The organism is Soehngenia longivitae (assembly GCF_004684055.1).
GTDB classification, from domain to species: domain Bacteria; phylum Bacillota; class Clostridia; order Tissierellales; family Tissierellaceae; genus Soehngenia; species Soehngenia longivitae.
The window spans coordinates 67,439-84,755 of record NZ_SRIB01000002.1 but is presented as its reverse complement, the minus strand read 5'-3'; the positions used below and the strand labels follow the sequence as shown (position 1 = coordinate 84,755).

14 protein-coding genes are annotated in these 17,317 nt (G+C 31.9%); 5 read left to right on the top strand and 9 right to left on the bottom strand.

Translation table 11 applies throughout. The annotated features are described in order from the left end of the window. The first annotated feature begins 30 nt into the window (after positions 1-30). Entirely contained in the window at positions 31-312 is a 282-nt protein-coding gene (locus E4100_RS01980; protein WP_245196342.1) for a DUF1294 domain-containing protein, read from the top strand. Here E4100_RS01980 and E4100_RS01975 read toward each other — a convergent pair. The 7 genes from E4100_RS01975 to hcp all read right to left on the bottom strand — a co-directional run bounded on the left by E4100_RS01975 (position 307) and on the right by hcp (position 9,638). Next, positions 307-1,065 carry an alpha/beta hydrolase family protein gene (locus E4100_RS01975; protein WP_135270326.1) on the bottom strand — a complete coding sequence of 253 codons (759 nt, stop codon included), beginning with the start codon at positions 1,063-1,065 and terminating at the stop codon, positions 307-309. The two genes, E4100_RS01980 and E4100_RS01975, sit on opposite strands and share 6 nt — an antisense overlap. A gap of 9 nt (positions 1,066-1,074) precedes the next feature. After that, the gene (locus E4100_RS01970) at positions 1,075-1,752 is read right to left on the bottom strand and encodes a uracil-DNA glycosylase (protein ID WP_135270324.1); all 678 of its coding nucleotides are present in this window, start codon (positions 1,750-1,752) and stop codon (positions 1,075-1,077) included. A gap of 12 nt (positions 1,753-1,764) precedes the next feature. Next, complete coding sequence (locus E4100_RS01965; protein ID WP_209315225.1) at positions 1,765-3,081, bottom strand: glutathionylspermidine synthase family protein; 1,317 nt, start codon at positions 3,079-3,081, stop codon at positions 1,765-1,767. Continuing rightward, positions 3,078-4,376 carry a glutamate--cysteine ligase gene (locus E4100_RS01960; protein WP_167792048.1) on the bottom strand — a complete coding sequence of 433 codons (1,299 nt, stop codon included), beginning with the start codon at positions 4,374-4,376 and terminating at the stop codon, positions 3,078-3,080. Before E4100_RS01960 ends, E4100_RS01965 begins: the two co-directional genes overlap by 4 nt. 2 nt (positions 4,377-4,378) lie before the next feature. Next, positions 4,379-5,566, bottom strand: a complete 1,188-nt coding sequence (locus E4100_RS01955) for a cation diffusion facilitator family transporter (protein ID WP_135270320.1) — start codon at positions 5,564-5,566, stop codon at positions 4,379-4,381. 117 nt (positions 5,567-5,683) lie between these two features. After that, positions 5,684-7,894, bottom strand: coding sequence for a LysM peptidoglycan-binding domain-containing protein (locus E4100_RS01950; RefSeq protein ID WP_167792047.1), 2,211 nt, complete (start codon positions 7,892-7,894; stop codon positions 5,684-5,686). A 94-nt stretch (positions 7,895-7,988) separates the two neighbouring features. Then, entirely contained in the window at positions 7,989-9,638 is a 1,650-nt protein-coding gene (gene hcp / locus E4100_RS01945) for a hydroxylamine reductase (RefSeq protein WP_135270318.1), read from the bottom strand. A 146-nt stretch (positions 9,639-9,784) separates the two neighbouring features. Between hcp and E4100_RS01940 the strand changes: the two genes are divergently transcribed. Continuing rightward, the gene (locus E4100_RS01940) at positions 9,785-10,897 is read left to right on the top strand and encodes a chromate transporter (protein ID WP_135270316.1); all 1,113 of its coding nucleotides are present in this window, start codon (positions 9,785-9,787) and stop codon (positions 10,895-10,897) included. A gap of 35 nt (positions 10,898-10,932) precedes the next feature. On the opposite strand, the gene E4100_RS01935 is transcribed toward E4100_RS01940, so the two are convergent. Further along, positions 10,933-12,789 (bottom strand): ABC transporter ATP-binding protein, encoded by a 1,857-nt coding sequence (locus tag E4100_RS01935; protein WP_135270314.1) that lies wholly within the window; start codon positions 12,787-12,789, stop codon positions 10,933-10,935. Further along, entirely contained in the window at positions 12,782-14,515 is a 1,734-nt protein-coding gene (locus E4100_RS01930; protein WP_135270312.1) for an ABC transporter ATP-binding protein, read from the bottom strand. Before E4100_RS01930 ends, E4100_RS01935 begins: the two co-directional genes overlap by 8 nt. Before the next feature lie 124 nt (positions 14,516-14,639). Here E4100_RS01930 and E4100_RS01925 point away from each other — a divergent pair, with 124 nt between their 5' ends. Genes E4100_RS01925 through E4100_RS01915 form a run of 3 tightly spaced genes read left to right on the top strand, consistent with a single transcriptional unit; the run spans position 14,640 to position 17,312 of the window. Next, positions 14,640-15,707: a helix-turn-helix domain-containing protein gene (locus E4100_RS01925; RefSeq protein WP_167792046.1), complete on the top strand. Its 1,068-nt coding sequence runs from the start codon at positions 14,640-14,642 to the stop codon at positions 15,705-15,707. 8 nt (positions 15,708-15,715) lie between these two features. Continuing rightward, complete coding sequence (locus E4100_RS01920) at positions 15,716-16,981, top strand: DUF1576 domain-containing protein (RefSeq protein WP_135270308.1); 1,266 nt, start codon at positions 15,716-15,718, stop codon at positions 16,979-16,981. After that, entirely contained in the window at positions 16,974-17,312 is a 339-nt protein-coding gene (locus tag E4100_RS01915) for a hypothetical protein (protein ID WP_135270306.1), read from the top strand. The genes E4100_RS01920 and E4100_RS01915 overlap by 8 nt, the downstream gene beginning before the upstream one ends. The last annotated feature ends 5 nt before the right edge of the window (positions 17,313-17,317 follow it).

Here is a 17,317-nt window from a genome sequence, read left to right as displayed (position 1 = left end):
TGATTAAATTTTTTAATAATTCTATGGAGTGTGAATAATTTGTCAAATTCATATAATGCTTTATTGATCTATGCTATAATCATAAATCTGTATTCTTTTTATCTCTTTGGAAAAGACAAAAAACTATCTAAAAATCATAAATGGAGGATAAGTGAAAACAGATTATTGTTAGTGTGCTTTATAGGCGGTTCATTAGGGGGACTTTTGGGAATGAAGTATTATTCTCACAAAACAAAAAAGAGGAAGTTTACAATCCTCATTCCTCTTTTTTTGATATTGCAATTGTATTTAGTTTATGAATTTATTTTATAGGTATTTATTCAACCATTCGGCTGATTTTTCGAGCATGCTAACTGTGAAATGATGGTTTAAATTAGGATAAGTAATTAAATTTATGAGCTCCTTATTTTTGTATAGTTTTTTTGCCGTTTCATAAAATTGCTTTTGAGGGTTTATATCCACTATACTATCTGCTTCTCCATGTAAAAGTAAAAGAGGCCTATCTACAATGGTCTTTATATTTCTTAGCGGATCATTGTTTGATATATGTCTTTCCATTTCTTCAAATTTCTCATCATCTTCAATACCAAGTTTGTTCTTAAATATTTTATTGCTTTCTAAATAGTCACAAGAGCCATTCACAATTATAGCTGTCTTTAGAGCTTCATCTTTTCTAAATATACCGCTTGAAGTGAAACCTCCCATTGAATGACCCATTACTGCCATTCTATTTGGATCTGAATGCAATTTTTCTGTGGCGAAGTCTTTGATGGTATCATATTCTTCGATGTTTTTTAAAACTATCCTCCAAAAAACCCCCTCATAAACTTCTTTTTCATAGTCTATATTACCTCTTTCGCCGTGATATAAACTGTCGGGAAGTATTATTTGATAGCCAAGTGAGGCTAAAATTTCGGCTCTAAATTTTTGGTTTTCTTTATTTGAAGTAAATCCATGATAAAAGATTACAGTAGGGTAATTTCCTTCTATAAATGATGGTCTAATCACTAATACAGGTATATTTTCGATGTATAACTTGTTTTCTTCAACGCCAAATAAATTCATTTCTTCCTCCTATATATTTTCTATTTTCCAATCTATAGGGTCTTCTCCATTTCTTACTAAAAAATCATTCGTCTTTGAAAATGGCTTTGAGCCAAAAAAACCCCTTGCTGCTGAAAATGGACTTGGATGAGGTGATTTTATTATTAGATGTTTTTTATTTGTAATAAGATTCTGTTTTGATATGGCATTGTTACCCCAAAGTAAAAAAACAACTGGTGTCTCTTTTTTATTTACAAGCTCTATCACTCTATCGGTAAATATTTCCCAGCCCAACCCTTTATGGGAATTAGGCTGTCCTTTTCTTACTGTAAGTACTGTATTTAATAGTAGTACTCCCTCTTTAGCCCATTTTTCTAGATTTCCATGATTTGGGATGTCATATCCTAAATCAGATTTTAATTCTTTATATATGTTCATCAAAGATGGCGGTATGGCCACCCCTTTTTTTACACTAAAACTCAATCCATGAGCTTGATTTTCCCCATGATAAGGATCTTGCCCTAATATGACCACTTTAACGTCATTATACGGAGTGTAATGAAGTGCATTAAAAATGCTATACATGTCAGGATAAATTATGTAATCTCTATACTCTTTGATGAGTATCTGCCTTAAATTTATGTAATAGTCCTTTTCAAACTCATCTTTTAAAATTTCTTGCCAATCATTCTTTAAAATCTCTTTCACACTATATCACCTTCATTTTACGATAACATTTGCCGCAGTGTAATAATCTTTAACTCCTGAAATTAAATTGTTTTCACTTACCCTAGTGTACATCCCAGCGTATTTTTTATTGTATAAAAATGCACCAACTAAATATTTTAATTTCTTCTTTTTTAATCCTTCCTCATAAACTATAAATTCTCTCTCAAAAGGTTCTACAAACTCTTGATAGATGTAGTTATTGTCAAAGGCTTTTTCTAATCCCTTTTGCCATGTTGCGCTGTCTAAATCTCTTCCAATCAATACTCCTTGTGAAGCGTTCATATCCATAGGTTTTATCACATATTTATCTTTATTCACAAGTACTTCATTAAATACACGTTTTTCTCCACCAAATATCCCCGTATACGGTATGTGTTTCTTTATAAAATCAATTTCTTCATCTTCAAATAAATATCTAATATCCTCATCGTGCAAAACTTTGAAAAATATCTTATTGTGCGCTACTTGGCTTCTCAATGAACCTATAGTTACCACGCTTTTATTTTTATATGCTTTTATAAATGCTTCAGCTTCACTGAATTTCTCGATTAATTCAAATGTCACAATCCTTCTATATATTAAATCTATCCTAGTATTATCATAGTACAGTTTTTCATCTCTATACACTAAATCCCTTGGGTCTACTATAAATGCCTTTAGTCCTCTTCTTTCATAAGCTTTTTTAAATTCTATGAATTCATAAATAGTGGCGCTCTCTTTAAAATCAACTATTGCCACGTTAGGATTTCCTTCACGAAATCTAGCTTTTTCATATAATTTTAAACTCTCATCCACCCATTTATCTATCAGTTCTCTATTTATAAACTCTTTTCCATTTTTAAAGTCTTCCATGGCTTTTGACTCTAATAATATCCTTGCTATGGTGTTATCTTCATTCATAGCCGATGACCCATCAGTATTTAGTTCACAAAATTTAAAATTATCATTGTCTTTGTAGAACATGTCAAATCTAGCTATTGGAATATTTACATCATAAGGGTTTTCTAATAGAATCAGCTCTTCAATCTCTTTGGGAAATAAAAATCTCTTTCTGAACTCAGCATTTTTAATGTATTCATAAGTTACTTTATCACAAATTTTCATCATGTATTCCATGATATACTTTATATTCTCTTCATCCTCTTTAGTAAAAAACATTGGGTTGTAAGTAAAAGGAACAGGCTTACCCTTGTAGATGGCAGATGAATTTTTTACTTTTTCCGCTATATTTAAGTAATCTTTTTCATAATAGTCTTTCTCTCTTAATACCATCTCTATAAAGCTATTGTTTATATATTCACCTTTCAAACCACTTCACCCTTTACTTTTGCCCAATCCAAAGCATTTAATCTATCTTTACTTTCATAAAGCATTTTAGTTCTTTCATATAAATTGATTTCATTATAGCACAGATTATTAAGTGGCACTAAATAATTTTTTTCTTCATCATCTAACCCATCGTGCGCTATATTTAGCAAATGTTTTGCAATATCTATCATCTTATGATTTCCATACAAACTGAAAAGCCCATTTTTTATTATTTCCTCTTTGCCTAGATTTACTTCTTTTTCATCTATTTCTTTTACCTTTTCATATAGGAAGTCTAAGTTTTTCTTGTTATAAAACAATCCCTTTATCAGCGCCACTGCACCTAGAGCAAAGTCAAACGGCACTGAATCCATCATTCTTATCTCAATATATGTCTTAGTTCTCACATCTGGAAAAAACATGCTCATCAAATGCATTATCTCTTCTTGAGTCAAATTCTTTTCATCTACTACTTCTATTACTTTTTTTTCAAAAGTTCTTATGATTTTTCCATCTCTTATTGTAAATATAGGAGGTCTATTTAATATATAATTTACATAATCAGTGTATTTGAAATTATCTTTTAAACTTCCTGGAACTATCCCCGTTCTATCATCATCACAATTTTTCCAAATCAAAGCTCTTGTACAGTGATTTTCTGTAGGCTTTCCCTCAAAAATATATGCATTTTCAAACATTGCATAAAGTACAGGTGATAAGGCATTGATTACTCTTATTTTCTTAGCATAGTCATTTTCATCTGTATAATCTATCGAAACTTGTGTTGCAGCAGTACCTTTCATCATGTTGTGTGCATACTTTCCTTTTGAATAAAAGTGTTCATACATTATACTGTATCTTTCTTTAGGAATTAACTTTATTTCATCGATCTTAGTCACTGGCTGATATCCTAAGTTTATTAAAGTTTGTTTTTTCTTTTTTAATATGGGTAAAAATTCATTCAAAAAATTTATATATATTTGCTCAATTTCTATAATAGAGTCCTTCTTTTCAACGCTTATTTCGAGCTGAGCTCCAGGTTCTAGAGTGATGTAATAACCATCTTTATCTACTCCTATGATATGGCCGTTTTCCCTTTTCACATTTTTTGCATCTTTAGAAAATTCTTCTAAACTTGATTCAACTCCATCTGATCCATAGTAAGATACAGTGCTTAAATCTTTTTCATAAACAATAAAATGTTCTAGCTCTAAGCCTAATCTTAAATTATCTGGTTCTTTTTCTCCTGATTTTATATACTCCAAAAACTTGTTTTCTATATTTTTTTCTGTCAAACTTATCCCCTCGTTCCATCAAAGTCAATATCTATTATTACTTTTACTCTTAGCCCATTTGATATAGATTCTATTCTTTGCTCTATTTCCTGCTTTATTTTTTCATTTATTTCTTCTTTGTCAATCTTCTCTCCATTTATAACTACGTGAAGTTCAATGTATTCACCATGTTCGTCTTCTAAAACTCTAAAGTCGTGCATGGATTCAACTCTTTCGTCTTTTTTAATTATATCTTTTACACTTCTCCTAAGCTCATATCTCTCTTTAGTCTCTTTTTCAAGTGGATCCATGTGAATGACTAGAGAAATATTGTATTTTTCTCCCAACTCTTTTTCTGCTTTGTCAATTACATTGTGTATTGTTATTACGTCAATATCTGCTGGAAATTCAACGTCTACAGTGCCCATGTATTTGCCTTCTCCATAAGAGTGTATCAATAGATCGTGTGCTCCAGTTATATAGTCGTATTTTTTTAAGTCTTCATAAATATTTTGAACCATTTCACGAGATGGTGCCTGTCCTATTAAAGGCCCTATTGTGTATTTTATAAGCCCTATCCCTTGGTAAATGATAAAGAAAGAAACAATTAACCCTACAATACCATCAATTGGAAAAGTAGTCACTTGCGATAGCGCAATTGACAGCACAACTACACTTGTTATGAGTACATCCCCAAATGCGTCTGTAGCTGTTGCTTTTAAACCTGTTGAGTTAATTTTTTCACTTAATTTCCTATTAAATATAGCTAGCCATACCTTTGAAAGTATTGATATTATAAGAATACTAAATGAAATGATTTCAAAATCAACTGGTTTAGGATTTCTAATCCTGTCAATTGAAGATGTTGTAAATTGCAATCCTACTAAAATTACCATAAATGAAACAATCAATGCTGCTATGTATTCTACTCTACCATGACCATAAGGATGTTCTTTGTCGGCGGGGGAATTTGATATTTTAAAGCCTATTAAAGTTGTGATAGATGATGCCGAATCCGAAAGATTGTTTACACCATCAGCAAGCACACTAATAGATGATATGAGTAAACCAATGATTATTTTAATAACAGATAAAATAACATTTACAATAACTCCCACTACTCCAGCTAAATAACCAACCCTTTGCCTTATTATCGGGTCTTGAAAGTTAGTATTATCATTTAACACTTTTTTTAAAAGCCAATCTGTCAATTTATTTGCCTCCTATAATTAATTTATCTAATGTATATACCCATATATAACAATATAAAACCCCTTAAGAAGGGGTTTTATATTGTTCATTATAACATTTTATAGACTTTTTAGTGATTATTTTTTTATTATAATCTTTTGATTAGGATAAATTAAATTTGGATTTGCTAGTTTATTATCTTCTGCTAAGTCTTTCCAGTCTACTCCATATTTAAGAGCTATTTCTGAAAGTGTATCCCCTGATTTAACAGTGTAAATAATTTCAGTTGATTCATTTTCATCAGATGTAGTTGGTATCAGTAACTCTTGATTTGGATAGATTAGGTTTGGATTTGATAGTTCGTTTAATTCAGCTATCTTCTTCCAATCCACTCCTGTTTTTTGTCCTATTTTGTAAAGAGTGTCCCCTGATTTAACTATATAGATCTCATTTTCAGGTTGTTGAGGTTCTTCTGGTTCTGTTGGTTGTTGAGGTTCTTCTGGCTCTGTTGGCTGTTGTGGTTCTTCTGGCTCATATGGTTCTACTTCTATTCCATATTCTTTTAACACTTCATCAGGTATTAAGCCTTGTTTAATCATATCATCAGCATTTATTGCTGCAGAGTTAAAACTTCTCCCATCTTCTGATACTGGCAATGATAATCTGCCTGCTTTTATTTCTTCAATTAGATATGGTCTTAGAGGATGACTTAAATCAGCTCCTACAATTTCCCAATTGTTATCTACTTGAGGTTCTAATGGTGAATTTTCTCTTATATAGTCTGCTATATAGCTTCTCAATGATTTTGGATCTGATTCAAAGTATGGCTCACCGCTTATGATTCCCATGCTTTTTAGACCGCCATATCTGTAATTATTTATTGCTAATTTAAATGTATCTGTATCTTTCACTGGTTTCCCATTGAATGTAATGTCAATTATTCTTTCTCCTACTGGTTTAGTTATATCAATCTTATAGTCAACTCCTTGGAACATATCATAATTGTAGCCTCTTATATTTGGGTTAAAACTTATATTGATATCTCCAGGTTTGAATGTATTGTAATAAGAAGCTGACCATTCCATGTAGTCTTTGAGTTCTTTTCCTGTGATTTCTATTCCTACTAATGTGTTTGGATACTTATATATCTCAAATATATTTGCGTAGGTTACATCGCCTTTCCTTAAATTAGAATTTTGGCTAAACAATGCAGCAGCTGCAATATCAGCTCCTGTAGCCTCCAATTGAACATTGTTTATTAAGTCAATAACTGCAGTATCTCTTATTTGAGCTTCAGGTATTCCAGGAATTTCTGATGGTGGTGCGAAGTCTTCTGTTACTGTCCCAATGACTTCTTTCAAAAATTCCAATGTTCTTTCATGATAAGGTTTAGCATAGTTTATTAAATCTTCATCTGCTTGATAGTCTTTTACACTTATTACATCGACTTTCTTGTCAACTATTGTAAACTCACCATTTTCTTCTTTTACTTCGAAATCAAATCTAACAACTTCAGCACCTGCATTTTTAGCAGCTCCTACTAAAGTATCGTTTATGACTGTGTTTTGTGTAACATGAGCATGTCCTGTTAAAACAGCATCTATGTCTGGGTATTTTTCTATTAATTCCATAGCTCCATCACCAGTTGAAGCGTATTCTTCTTCTAAACCAGTATGAGTTGAAACTATTATGATGTCAACACCTTGCTGTTTCATCTCTTCAATGTATTTTCCAGCTGTATCAACTGGTTTTGTAAACTCTAAATTAGTTACTTTAGGTCCGTCCCACTTTGGAATATTTGGGTTGGTAAAACCAAGTATGCCTATTTTTACTCCATTAACTTCTTTTATTATATAAGGAGTTGCAAAGTTAGAAGAATTAGATTTATTTGTAACATTCGCAGCTAAAATCGGAAATTCCGCCTCTTCTTTGATCTTGTCAATCAATTCTATTCCAAAATTAAACTCGTGATTGCCTAAAACCATTGCATCATACCCCATGAAATTCATTACATCTATAACAGGATTTTTTAGGCTTAAATCGTTGTTATATAAGTCGTCAGATAAGATTGTCCCTTGAATAGTATCGCCATTGTCGATAAGTAAAGTATTTGGATTTTCTTCTCTTACTTCTTTTACTACAGAATAAACTTTTGTCATTCCTAAGTTGTCTACTTCTTTGCCATCTTCATAAGAATAGTTGTAAATGTTTGCATGTAAATCAGTAGTCCCTAAAACTGTGATCTTTATGGTTTCCCCTGCAGCATTTGAGCTAATTGGAAATGAAAAAATAGTTAATACAAGAGCTATTGCCGATAAGAATGCAACTAATTTTTTACTTCTATACATTGTCATACCTCCTTTAATTTTAAGTGCATCTTATATATTCCCTAATTATAGGATGATAAACAAAAAAACCGATTGATCAATCGGTTTTTTGTGTCTATGCTAAGAAATATTCAATATCGCTTTCTACATCTTTTATAGTTCCAATTCCAAAATTATCTACTAATACTTTTGCTACATTCGGAGATAAGAAAGCTGGAAGTGTAGGTCCTAAATGAATATTTTTTACACCTAGGCTCAATAGTGAAAGTAACACTATTACAGCTTTTTGTTCATACCAAGCGATATTATATGCTATAGGTAGTTCGTTTATGTCGTTTAGTTCAAAGATTTCTTTTAGCTTCAAAGCTATCAAAGCAAGTGAATAGCTGTCATTACATTGCCCTGCATCTAAAACTCTTGGTATCCCATTTATATCTCCTAAGTTTAATTTATTGTATCTGTATTTAGCACATCCTGCAGTGAGTATAACTGTATCTTTTGGTAAAGCTTGTGCAAATTCAGTGTAATAATTTCTGCTCTTCATCCTGCCATCACAACCTGCCATAACGAAGAATTTCTTTATATCTCCATTTTTAACTGCTTCTACAATCTTATCTGCTAGAGCGAATACTTGTGCATGTGCAAAACCTCCAACTATTTTCCCTGTTTCTATTTCTGTTGGTACAGGAAGTCTTTTGGCGTGTTCAATTATTTCACTGAAATCTTTAGGATTATCACCTTTCCTATCAGGAATGTGTTTGAATCCTGGGTATCCGGAGCTACCTGTCGTGTATACTCTGTCTTTATACGACTCTTTAGGTGGTATAATACAATTTGTGGTAAATAATATTGCTCCATTGAATTTCTCAAACTCTTCATTTTGTTTCCACCATGCATTTCCATAGTTCCCAACAAAATTATCATACTTTTTAAATGCTGGGTAATAGTTTGCTGGTAGCATTTCACTATGAGTATAAACATCCACACCAGTGCCTTGAGTCTGTATCAGCAATTCTTCAAGATCTTTTAAGTCATGCCCTGATACAAGGATCGCTGGGTTGTTTCTTACACCAATATTCACTTCGGTTATTTCAGGGTTTCCATAAGTAGTTGTATTAGCCTCGTCTAACAAAGCCATAGCCTTGACTCCGTGTTCACCAGTTTCTAATGTGAGTTTTACTAACTCATCAACTGTTAAACTATCATCTGTGATCATGCTCAAAGCTTTTCTCATGAATTTAGGTATTTCTTTATTTTCAAAACCTAAATTGTGTGCATGCTCATAATACGCAGCCATACCTTTAACTCCATAGGTTATTAGCTCCCTTAGAGATCTTATGTCTTCATCTTTGGTACTTAATACACCTACTTCTTCAGAGTTTGATTTGTATATTATGTCATCATCTGTATTTACTCTAAAGCTTGCATAATCTGATAAATTACTTAAATCAACGTTCTTTTCTAAAAGAATTTTCTCTATTTCTTCTCTTTTGACAAGAGCTTCTCTTATTTTTTCTAAGAATCTTTCTCGGTCAAAATTAGCATTGGTGATAGTCATAAATAATCCATCAACTATAAATCTATCCAATCCTTCAATTTCTAACCCTATCTCATCAGCCTTAGTAGCCAGTTGTGAAATACCTTTTAATGCATATATCATAAGGTCTTGAAGATTTGCAACCTCACTTGTTTTTCCACAAACTCCTACCCTTGTGCAACCTGTACCTTTTGATGTCTCTTGACATTGAAAACAAAACATATCCATAATATCCCTCCCATTTGATATATATGATACCTTTAAATTGGATTTTCTTAAGTAACATTTGTTACAAAACTAAATTTAACATGTATTTTATAAATTTTTTTGCATTATTTTATATAAAATTGGTATATATTGATTGAGGTGAATATATGGATAACAAAGAATATAAGCTTTTACCAAAACAAGAGAGGAGTAATAGACAGCTAGAAATAACTAGAACATTTCTCAAATTAGGTTTTTTAGCTTTTGGAGGACCAGCAGCACATATAGCAATGCTGGAAGAAGAAGCTGTGACTAAAAAGAAGTGGCTTGATAGAGATAAGTTTATGGATTTTTTTGGAGCAACAAATTTAATACCAGGTCCAAATTCAACAGAAATGGTCATAATGGTAGGTTATGATTACGGAGGCGTTTTAGGTCTAATAAATGCGGGAGTTTCTTTTATCCTTCCTGCAATGCTCATAGTATTGTTGTTTGCAGTTTTTTACGTCAACTACGGTGCTCTCCCCGAAGTTGGAGCAATACTAGATGGAATAAAGCCTGTTATCATGGCAATAATATTAAATGCTCTTTTTAGACTATTTAAGACAGTGATAGACTCTAAAAAGAAGATAATATTTGCACTATTAGCAGCAATTCTTTACTATGTGGGTTTAACAGAAATTGGGCTTATCATATCTATAGGTGTAATCATGATGATTTTTGACAATAGAGATAAGCTAAAGAGTAAATTGTTTAGCATTTCTCTGCCAATGATATTTTTAGTATTCTTAAAAATTGGTGCCTTCTTATATGGAAGCGGCTATGTATTGTTAGCTTTTTTAGAGTCAGAGTTTATTGAAAAAAGAGGGCTTCTCACAATGACACAACTGCTTGATGCTATCTCTGTCGGACAGTTTACTCCAGGCCCTGTTTTTACGACAGCTACTTTCATAGGTTATCTGCTGGGAAGTTTCCCAGGTGCGATATTAGCTACTATAGGAATCTTCTTACCTGCGTTTGTAGTGGTTTATCTAATAAAACCACATATTCAAAAGCTAAGAAGTTCAGTGTATTTTTCAAGTTTACTGGATGGAGTAAATATCGCTTCTTTAGTGATGATGGCTTTTGTAAGCATAAATCTTGGAATAGCTTCTTTATTTAACCTAACCACTGTAATAATCTTTTCACTAAGCTTGATGTTGATGACTAGGTTTAAAGTCAACACTGCAATATTGATAGTTTTAGGTGGAGTAGTAAACTATATACTAACAATTCTTTAAAAGCCTCAGGTTTAACCTGAGGCTTTTCTTTTTAATTATGCAGCAAACTGACTATTGTAAAGATCAGCATAGAACCCATTGAGTTTCATTAGTTCTTCATGTGTCCCTTGCTCGATTATTTGCCCGTTATTCATAACAAGTATCATGTCAGCATTTTTTATTGTCGAAAGCCTATGAGCTATTACAAAACTAGTTCTTCCTTTCATCAATACATCCATGCCTTTTTGAATTAATATTTCAGTTCTTGTATCAACACTTGAGGTAGCCTCATCCAATATCAAAATTGTTGGATTTGCTAATATTGCTCTTGCGATAGTTAAAAGTTGCTTTTGCCCTTGCGATATATTAGATGCTTCTTCATTTAATACAGTGTCATATCCTTTTGGAAGTGTCCTTATGAAGTGATCTGCTTGAGCTAATTTAGCAGCTTTCATTATCTCTTCATCTGTTGCATTTTCTTTACCATATGCTATGTTTTCTTTGATTGTCCCATTAAATAACCACGTATCTTGCAATACCATTCCAAAGAGCTTTCTTACATCTTCTCTTTTTAAATCTTTTGTGTTTACTCCATCTATGAGAATTTCTCCATCATCAATTTCGTAAAACCTCATGAGTAAATTTACAATGGTTGTCTTGCCAGCACCTGTCGGTCCAACAATTGCCACTGTTTCACCAGGAGATGCATATAGATTCATGTCTTTTATCAAAGGTTTTTCTTTAGTATAACCAAATGTAACATTTTTAAATTCAACTTCTCCTCTAGGCCTTTCTAATTTCAATACTTTATTGCTTTCATCGTATTCTTCGTCTTCATCCAATAATTCGAATACCCTTTCAGCAGAGGCTACAGTTGACTGAAGAATGTTAATGATCTCTGCAGTCTGTACTATAGGCTGAGTAAATTGCCTTGTATATTGCATGAAAGCTTGTACCGATCCTATGGTTATGTTCCCTCTTAGCACAAATATCCCACCAACTACAGCTACAAATACGTACCCAATATTATTGACAAGTGACATAAGAGGCATTATTATCCCAGATACAAATTGTGCTTTCCACGCATGACTATACAGTCTATCGTTTATTTCATTGAATTCTTCAATAAACTGATTTTCTCTGCTGTAAGCTTTAACCGTTACATGCCCAGTGTAAGTTTCTTCAACATGCCCATTTAATTCTCCTAATGCATTTGCCTGTTTTGAAAAATAAACTTGAGATCTCTTCGCAATATTTCTTGTAATCAATATGCTCAATGGAATTGTAACTAGTGTAATCAGTGTGAGCGTTGGACTGATTATAAGCATCATCACAAATATGCCTATGAATGTCAGTGCAGATGTTATCAGTTGTGTTACTGATTGTTGCATAGTTGAAATAATTGTATCGATGTCGTTTGTGACCCTACTTAAAATTTCTCCCACTGTCTTTGAATCAAAATACTTTAATGGCAATTTGTGTATTTTGTCGTTTGCTTGTTTCCTTAAATCATACCCTAATCTTTGTGACACACTAGCCATTAAAAATTGTTGCAAATAACTAAAGGAAGCTGCTACCAAATAAATACCTATTAATAAAAATATGGTGTTTTTAATAAAATTAAAGTCAATTGGGGTATTTGTGGTTATAGAGTTATACAATGAAGTTGTTATTTGCCCTATTATTATTGGACTTATGACGGTAAAAATTGTAGCTCCAATAGCCATAAAAATGACAATAGCCATCCTAACCCTATATGGTTTCAAATATCCAGCTAGTCTTCTTACACTTCCTGAAAAATCTTTTGGCTTTTCTAAAGTTGCAAACCTTCCTCCTTGCCCTCTACCTCCTTGTTGATTATTTACTCTCTTAGCTTTTCTTTTCTTCTCTAAATCTTTATTTTCTTCACTCATCTTTTAATGCCTCCTCACCGAGCTGAGATTGAGCTATTTCCCTATAAACTTCACAAGATTTTAACAATTCTTTATGATTTCCCATTCCTACTATTTCTCCGTCATCTAATACTACAATTGTTTCAGCGTCCATGATAGTTGAAATTCTTTGTGCTACTATTAATACTCCTGAATTTTGTGTAACTTTTTTTAGTTCTTCCCTTAGTATTTTATCTGTTTTAAAGTCAAGGGCAGAAAAGCTGTCGTCAAACAGATAAAAATCAGGTCTTCTAACTATTGCCCTAGCTATTGATAACCTTTGTTTTTGCCCACCTGAGAGGTTCTTTCCTCCTTGAGATAATATATAATCTAATCCTTCTTTATTTTTTTGAACAAAATCATAAGCTTGTGCTATTTTTAGAGCTTCAATTATCTCTTCATCTGTCGCGTCTTCTTTCCCCATCTTTATGTTATCCCTTATTGTCCCTGTAAACAGGACAGTTTTTTGAGGGATTAATGAAAAGTGTTTTCTCAACTCATCCTGAGAAATATTTTTTATATTTTTGCCGTTTAACAGTATTTCTCCACTTGTAGGCTCAAAAAATCTCATGATCAAATTTAAAATAGTTGATTTTCCACTACCAGTTCCACCTATGATGGCAGTTGTTTGTCCTTTTTTTACTTTAAAGCTAATGTCTTTCACCGCTGGTGTTTCTGAATCAAAGTAGTTAAACGTTACATCTTTTAATTCTAATATATCTCCTTCTTTGTTTTCAGGTAATTTCTCCACTCCATCTACTATATCTGATTGTAATTCTAAGACTTCATTTATTCTAGTTGCTGAAGCGCTTGCTCTTGGAATCATTATAAATATAACTGATACCATTATCAAAGAAAACATAATCTGCATTACATATTGAATAAATGCCATCAATTGTCCAACTTCCATGTTGTTTGTACTTATTAAATTGCTTCCAAACCAAATTACTGCAACATTTGTAAAATTTAGTATGATCATTATCAAAGGCATAACCAAAGTCATAATTCTAGTGACTTTTAAAAATGTCTCTGTCAAATCTTTATTTGCTTTTTCAAATCTCTTTTTTTCAAAGTCAACTTTATTAAAAGCCCTTATTACTCTAATGCCTGATAACTCTTCTCTCATTACCTTGTTTATCTTATCTATTTTTTCTTGAATCTTTTTGAAAAAAGGAAATGCTACTCTCCCTATCGTTGCAATTACTATCAATAATAGTGGCCCTGATATTAGAAGAACCCTCGATAAAGTAGAATTAGTCGAAAAAGCCATTACAAAGCCCCCTATTAACATCAAAGGGGCTCTCACCATCATTCGCAATGACATAATTGCTACTTGCTGTATTTGATTTATGTCGTTTGTGGTTCTTGTTATCAAAGAAGAAGTCCCTAGCTTTTCCATTTCGTTTAATGAATATCCTTCTACTTTTGTAAATACCATTCTCCTTAAGTCCCTACCAAATCCTGTAGCAGTCTTTGAAGAAAGATACGCCGATACAATCATTGAACTAGTTCCAACGATTGCAAATATGATCATTTGTAACCCAGTCTTTAAAATGTAGTTTATATCGCCATTTACAACTCCATTGTCTACTATGTTTCCCATAAGTCTTGGTAAAAATAGTTCGCACAATACTCCAATCATCGTAAAAGTAAGCACTCCAACTATATTTTTCCAATAAGACTTTAAATTTTTAAAAAGTTTTATCATTTACATACGCTCTCCTTATTTTGTCTAGTCTGTTTGTTTATTCTATCATTTTAGGGTATAATATAAAAGTATAAAAATGATTATAACAAATATAATTTTGCTTTTCAAGGTGAGGAGGTTTATCATGCAATTGTCGGTTGGAAATACTATCAAAAAATTAAGAGAGAATAAGGGAATAAGTATTGAGGAGTTTGCTTATGGATTAGGTGTGTCTAGAGAAGTCGTGGAAATGTGGGAAAATAATATATCATATCCCGATATCACCATCATATCCTCTATAGCAAGGATCTTAGGAACAACTATTGACTCACTCTTGATGTTTGAAACAGAACTTACACCGGAAGATGTAAACAACATATATAAAATCTGTGCAGAAAAATTTTCCACTTCAGATTATTATGAAGCTTTGAAAATCTGCGAACAGTATTTAGAAGAATACCCAGATAGTCTTTTTCTTAAATTTAGGATAGGAAGCCTTTTACAAGAATATATTCAATTAGCTCATTCAGAAGAAGAAGCTGATAGAATGTTAAATCGATCAATAGAGCTTTTAGAAGAAGCTTCAAAGATTGGTGATCTAGAAGTAAAACAAGCTGCGTTATACGTTTTATCAAGCCTTTATACGATGAAAGGTGAGTATGAAAAAGCGATTGATCTATTAAATACTCTCCCAAAGATCAATGTAAATACTGGCTTCATGCTCTCAACGATTTATTCTATAACGGGGGATAAAGAAAAAGCAAAGAAAATAGAACAAGAGAGTCTCTTTAACAATATTAACAATTCAATTATTTCCTTAGCTAGTTTATGGGGCATTGCTTTAGAAGAAAGAAACTTTGAATATGCATTGGAATTAGCTAATCTTCAAAGAAAAATTATTCTTGATTTTGAATTAGAAGGTTATTTGTTAGGTAACAACATCCTAATGTTTGCTGATACTTTTGCTGTGATGAAAGATAAAGAAAAAACTCTATCATATATTGACAAATATGTTGATTGGCTATTAATGACAAATGAAGAAATGTTAAATTTATCAAAAAATAGATATTTTAATTTAGTTGAAAATCTAACTCCAAATATGAGTTATGAATATAACAAACAAAATTTTATTAGTTCAGTTATTAAAAATCCAGAGTATGATTTCGTAAAATACACAGAGAAATATAAAAAAATTATTGGAAGAATATTTTAGGTATTTAGATGCAAACTTTATTCTATAAAAAGAATGAAAAACATATAAAATATTTTATTTTGTTTTTTTACTGTATATTACTGTTTTCGTCTGCATTTATGTTCAATACACCAAATCAAATATTTAGCGGATTAAAAACCATTATAGAGCATCCCGACGTATTAATAGTTGATTATTTCGAAGTGGCAAACATTGGTGCAGCATTATTAAACAGCAGCATAGTTATGCTCATTTTGTTGATAATTGTGAAAGTTCAAGATATAGATCCTAACGGCCCTGTTATATCTGCAATATTCACTGTTACAGGTTTTTCAATGTTTGGCAAAAACATTATCAATGTGCTAGCAATAATTTTAGGAGTATTTATTTATAGTAAAATAAAGAAAGAAAAATTTGCTAAATTTACAGTAATTGCTTTCTTTAGTACTGCACTTAGCCCTTTAGTGACTCGTGTTGGCTTTGGCAGCGAGTTGATATTTCCTTTTAATTATATCTTTGCTGCAGTATCTGGTTTATTAGTTGGATTTATAATGCCACCATTGGCAAATAGTTTTGTACGATTTCACCAAGGCTATAGTCTTTACAATGTTGGTTTTACCTCTGGAATCATTGGTATGATAATTGCTTCACTGTTTAGAATATTCGACAGGCCATTAGAACCGATATTCGTAGTATATCAAGGGCCTGATAGTAAAATAAAAGTATTGATATACTTCATATCAATTAGCATGATAGCGTTTAAACTCATTATAACAAAGCTAGATATCCATAGGTATAAAAATCTAATCAAGCGTTCTGGAAGATTAGTTACTGATTTCATAAGCTTAGATGGATTTGATATGGCTATTTTTAACATGGGCATTCTTGGATTAATCTGTTTAATTTATATTGAAATAATAGGTGCAAATTTAAATGGCCCTACCATTGCAGCGATATTTACCGTAATGGGTTTTGGATCTTTTGGGAAACATCCAAAAAATGTACTACCTGTTATGTTGGGAGCTATCATTATATTAAAAATAACGGGCAGTGACTTATCCGATATAAACTCTATCTTAACAGTATTTTTTTCAACCACTTTAGCTCCTTTAACAGGAGAATTTGGGTTTTTCGTAGGTTTATTAGCAGGTGGTTTACATGCAGCTTTGGTTTCCAATCTGTCATACCTCCATGCAGGTCTAAATCTATATAACAACGGATTTTCTGGAGGGTTTATAGCAGCATTTTTAGTTCCCATAATAACTTCTTTTAGAGAGGATAAGTTCAATGAATAAAAATGATTCAATAATGATTAGAGTAATGAATGAATTGTTGAAAATTTATCTATTCTATAAGTGTGATGATATAATTATCGATTTTAAAAAGTCTGATAAAATGAATATAATAAATCTCGAAGGTTATATTGAAAACATAGATGAGACGGTTATTAAAGAACTTCAAGTTTTTTTAAATACGCCTCGGAGGGATGACACAGAGGAATACTATTATAAATTGTTGGGGAGTGACTATTCTTTTGAATTAAATTTACTTGATTCCTTGGTTGATGAGGGAAATGTAAATTATGAAAACGGAAAGTTAAAGATAAGTGTAATAAGAAGAATTTAGGGAGG

Coding starts and splice junctions, on each gene's coding strand:
- E4100_RS01975 (WP_135270326.1), bottom strand. CDS start 1,065: ATGAATTTATTTGGCGTTGAAGAAAACAAGTTATACATCGAAAATATA.
- E4100_RS01950 (WP_167792047.1), bottom strand. CDS start 7,894: ATGTATAGAAGTAAAAAATTAGTTGCATTCTTATCGGCAATAGCTCTT.
- E4100_RS01920 (WP_135270308.1), top strand. CDS start 15,716: ATGCAAACTTTATTCTATAAAAAGAATGAAAAACATATAAAATATTTT.
- E4100_RS01925 (WP_167792046.1), top strand. CDS start 14,640: ATGCAATTGTCGGTTGGAAATACTATCAAAAAATTAAGAGAGAATAAG.
- E4100_RS01930 (WP_135270312.1), bottom strand. CDS start 14,515: ATGATAAAACTTTTTAAAAATTTAAAGTCTTATTGGAAAAATATAGTT.
- E4100_RS01935 (WP_135270314.1), bottom strand. CDS start 12,789: ATGAGTGAAGAAAATAAAGATTTAGAGAAGAAAAGAAAAGCTAAGAGA.
- E4100_RS01915 (WP_135270306.1), top strand. CDS start 16,974: ATGAATAAAAATGATTCAATAATGATTAGAGTAATGAATGAATTGTTG.
- E4100_RS01940 (WP_135270316.1), top strand. CDS start 9,785: ATGGATAACAAAGAATATAAGCTTTTACCAAAACAAGAGAGGAGTAAT.
- hcp (WP_135270318.1), bottom strand. CDS start 9,638: ATGGATATGTTTTGTTTTCAATGTCAAGAGACATCAAAAGGTACAGGT.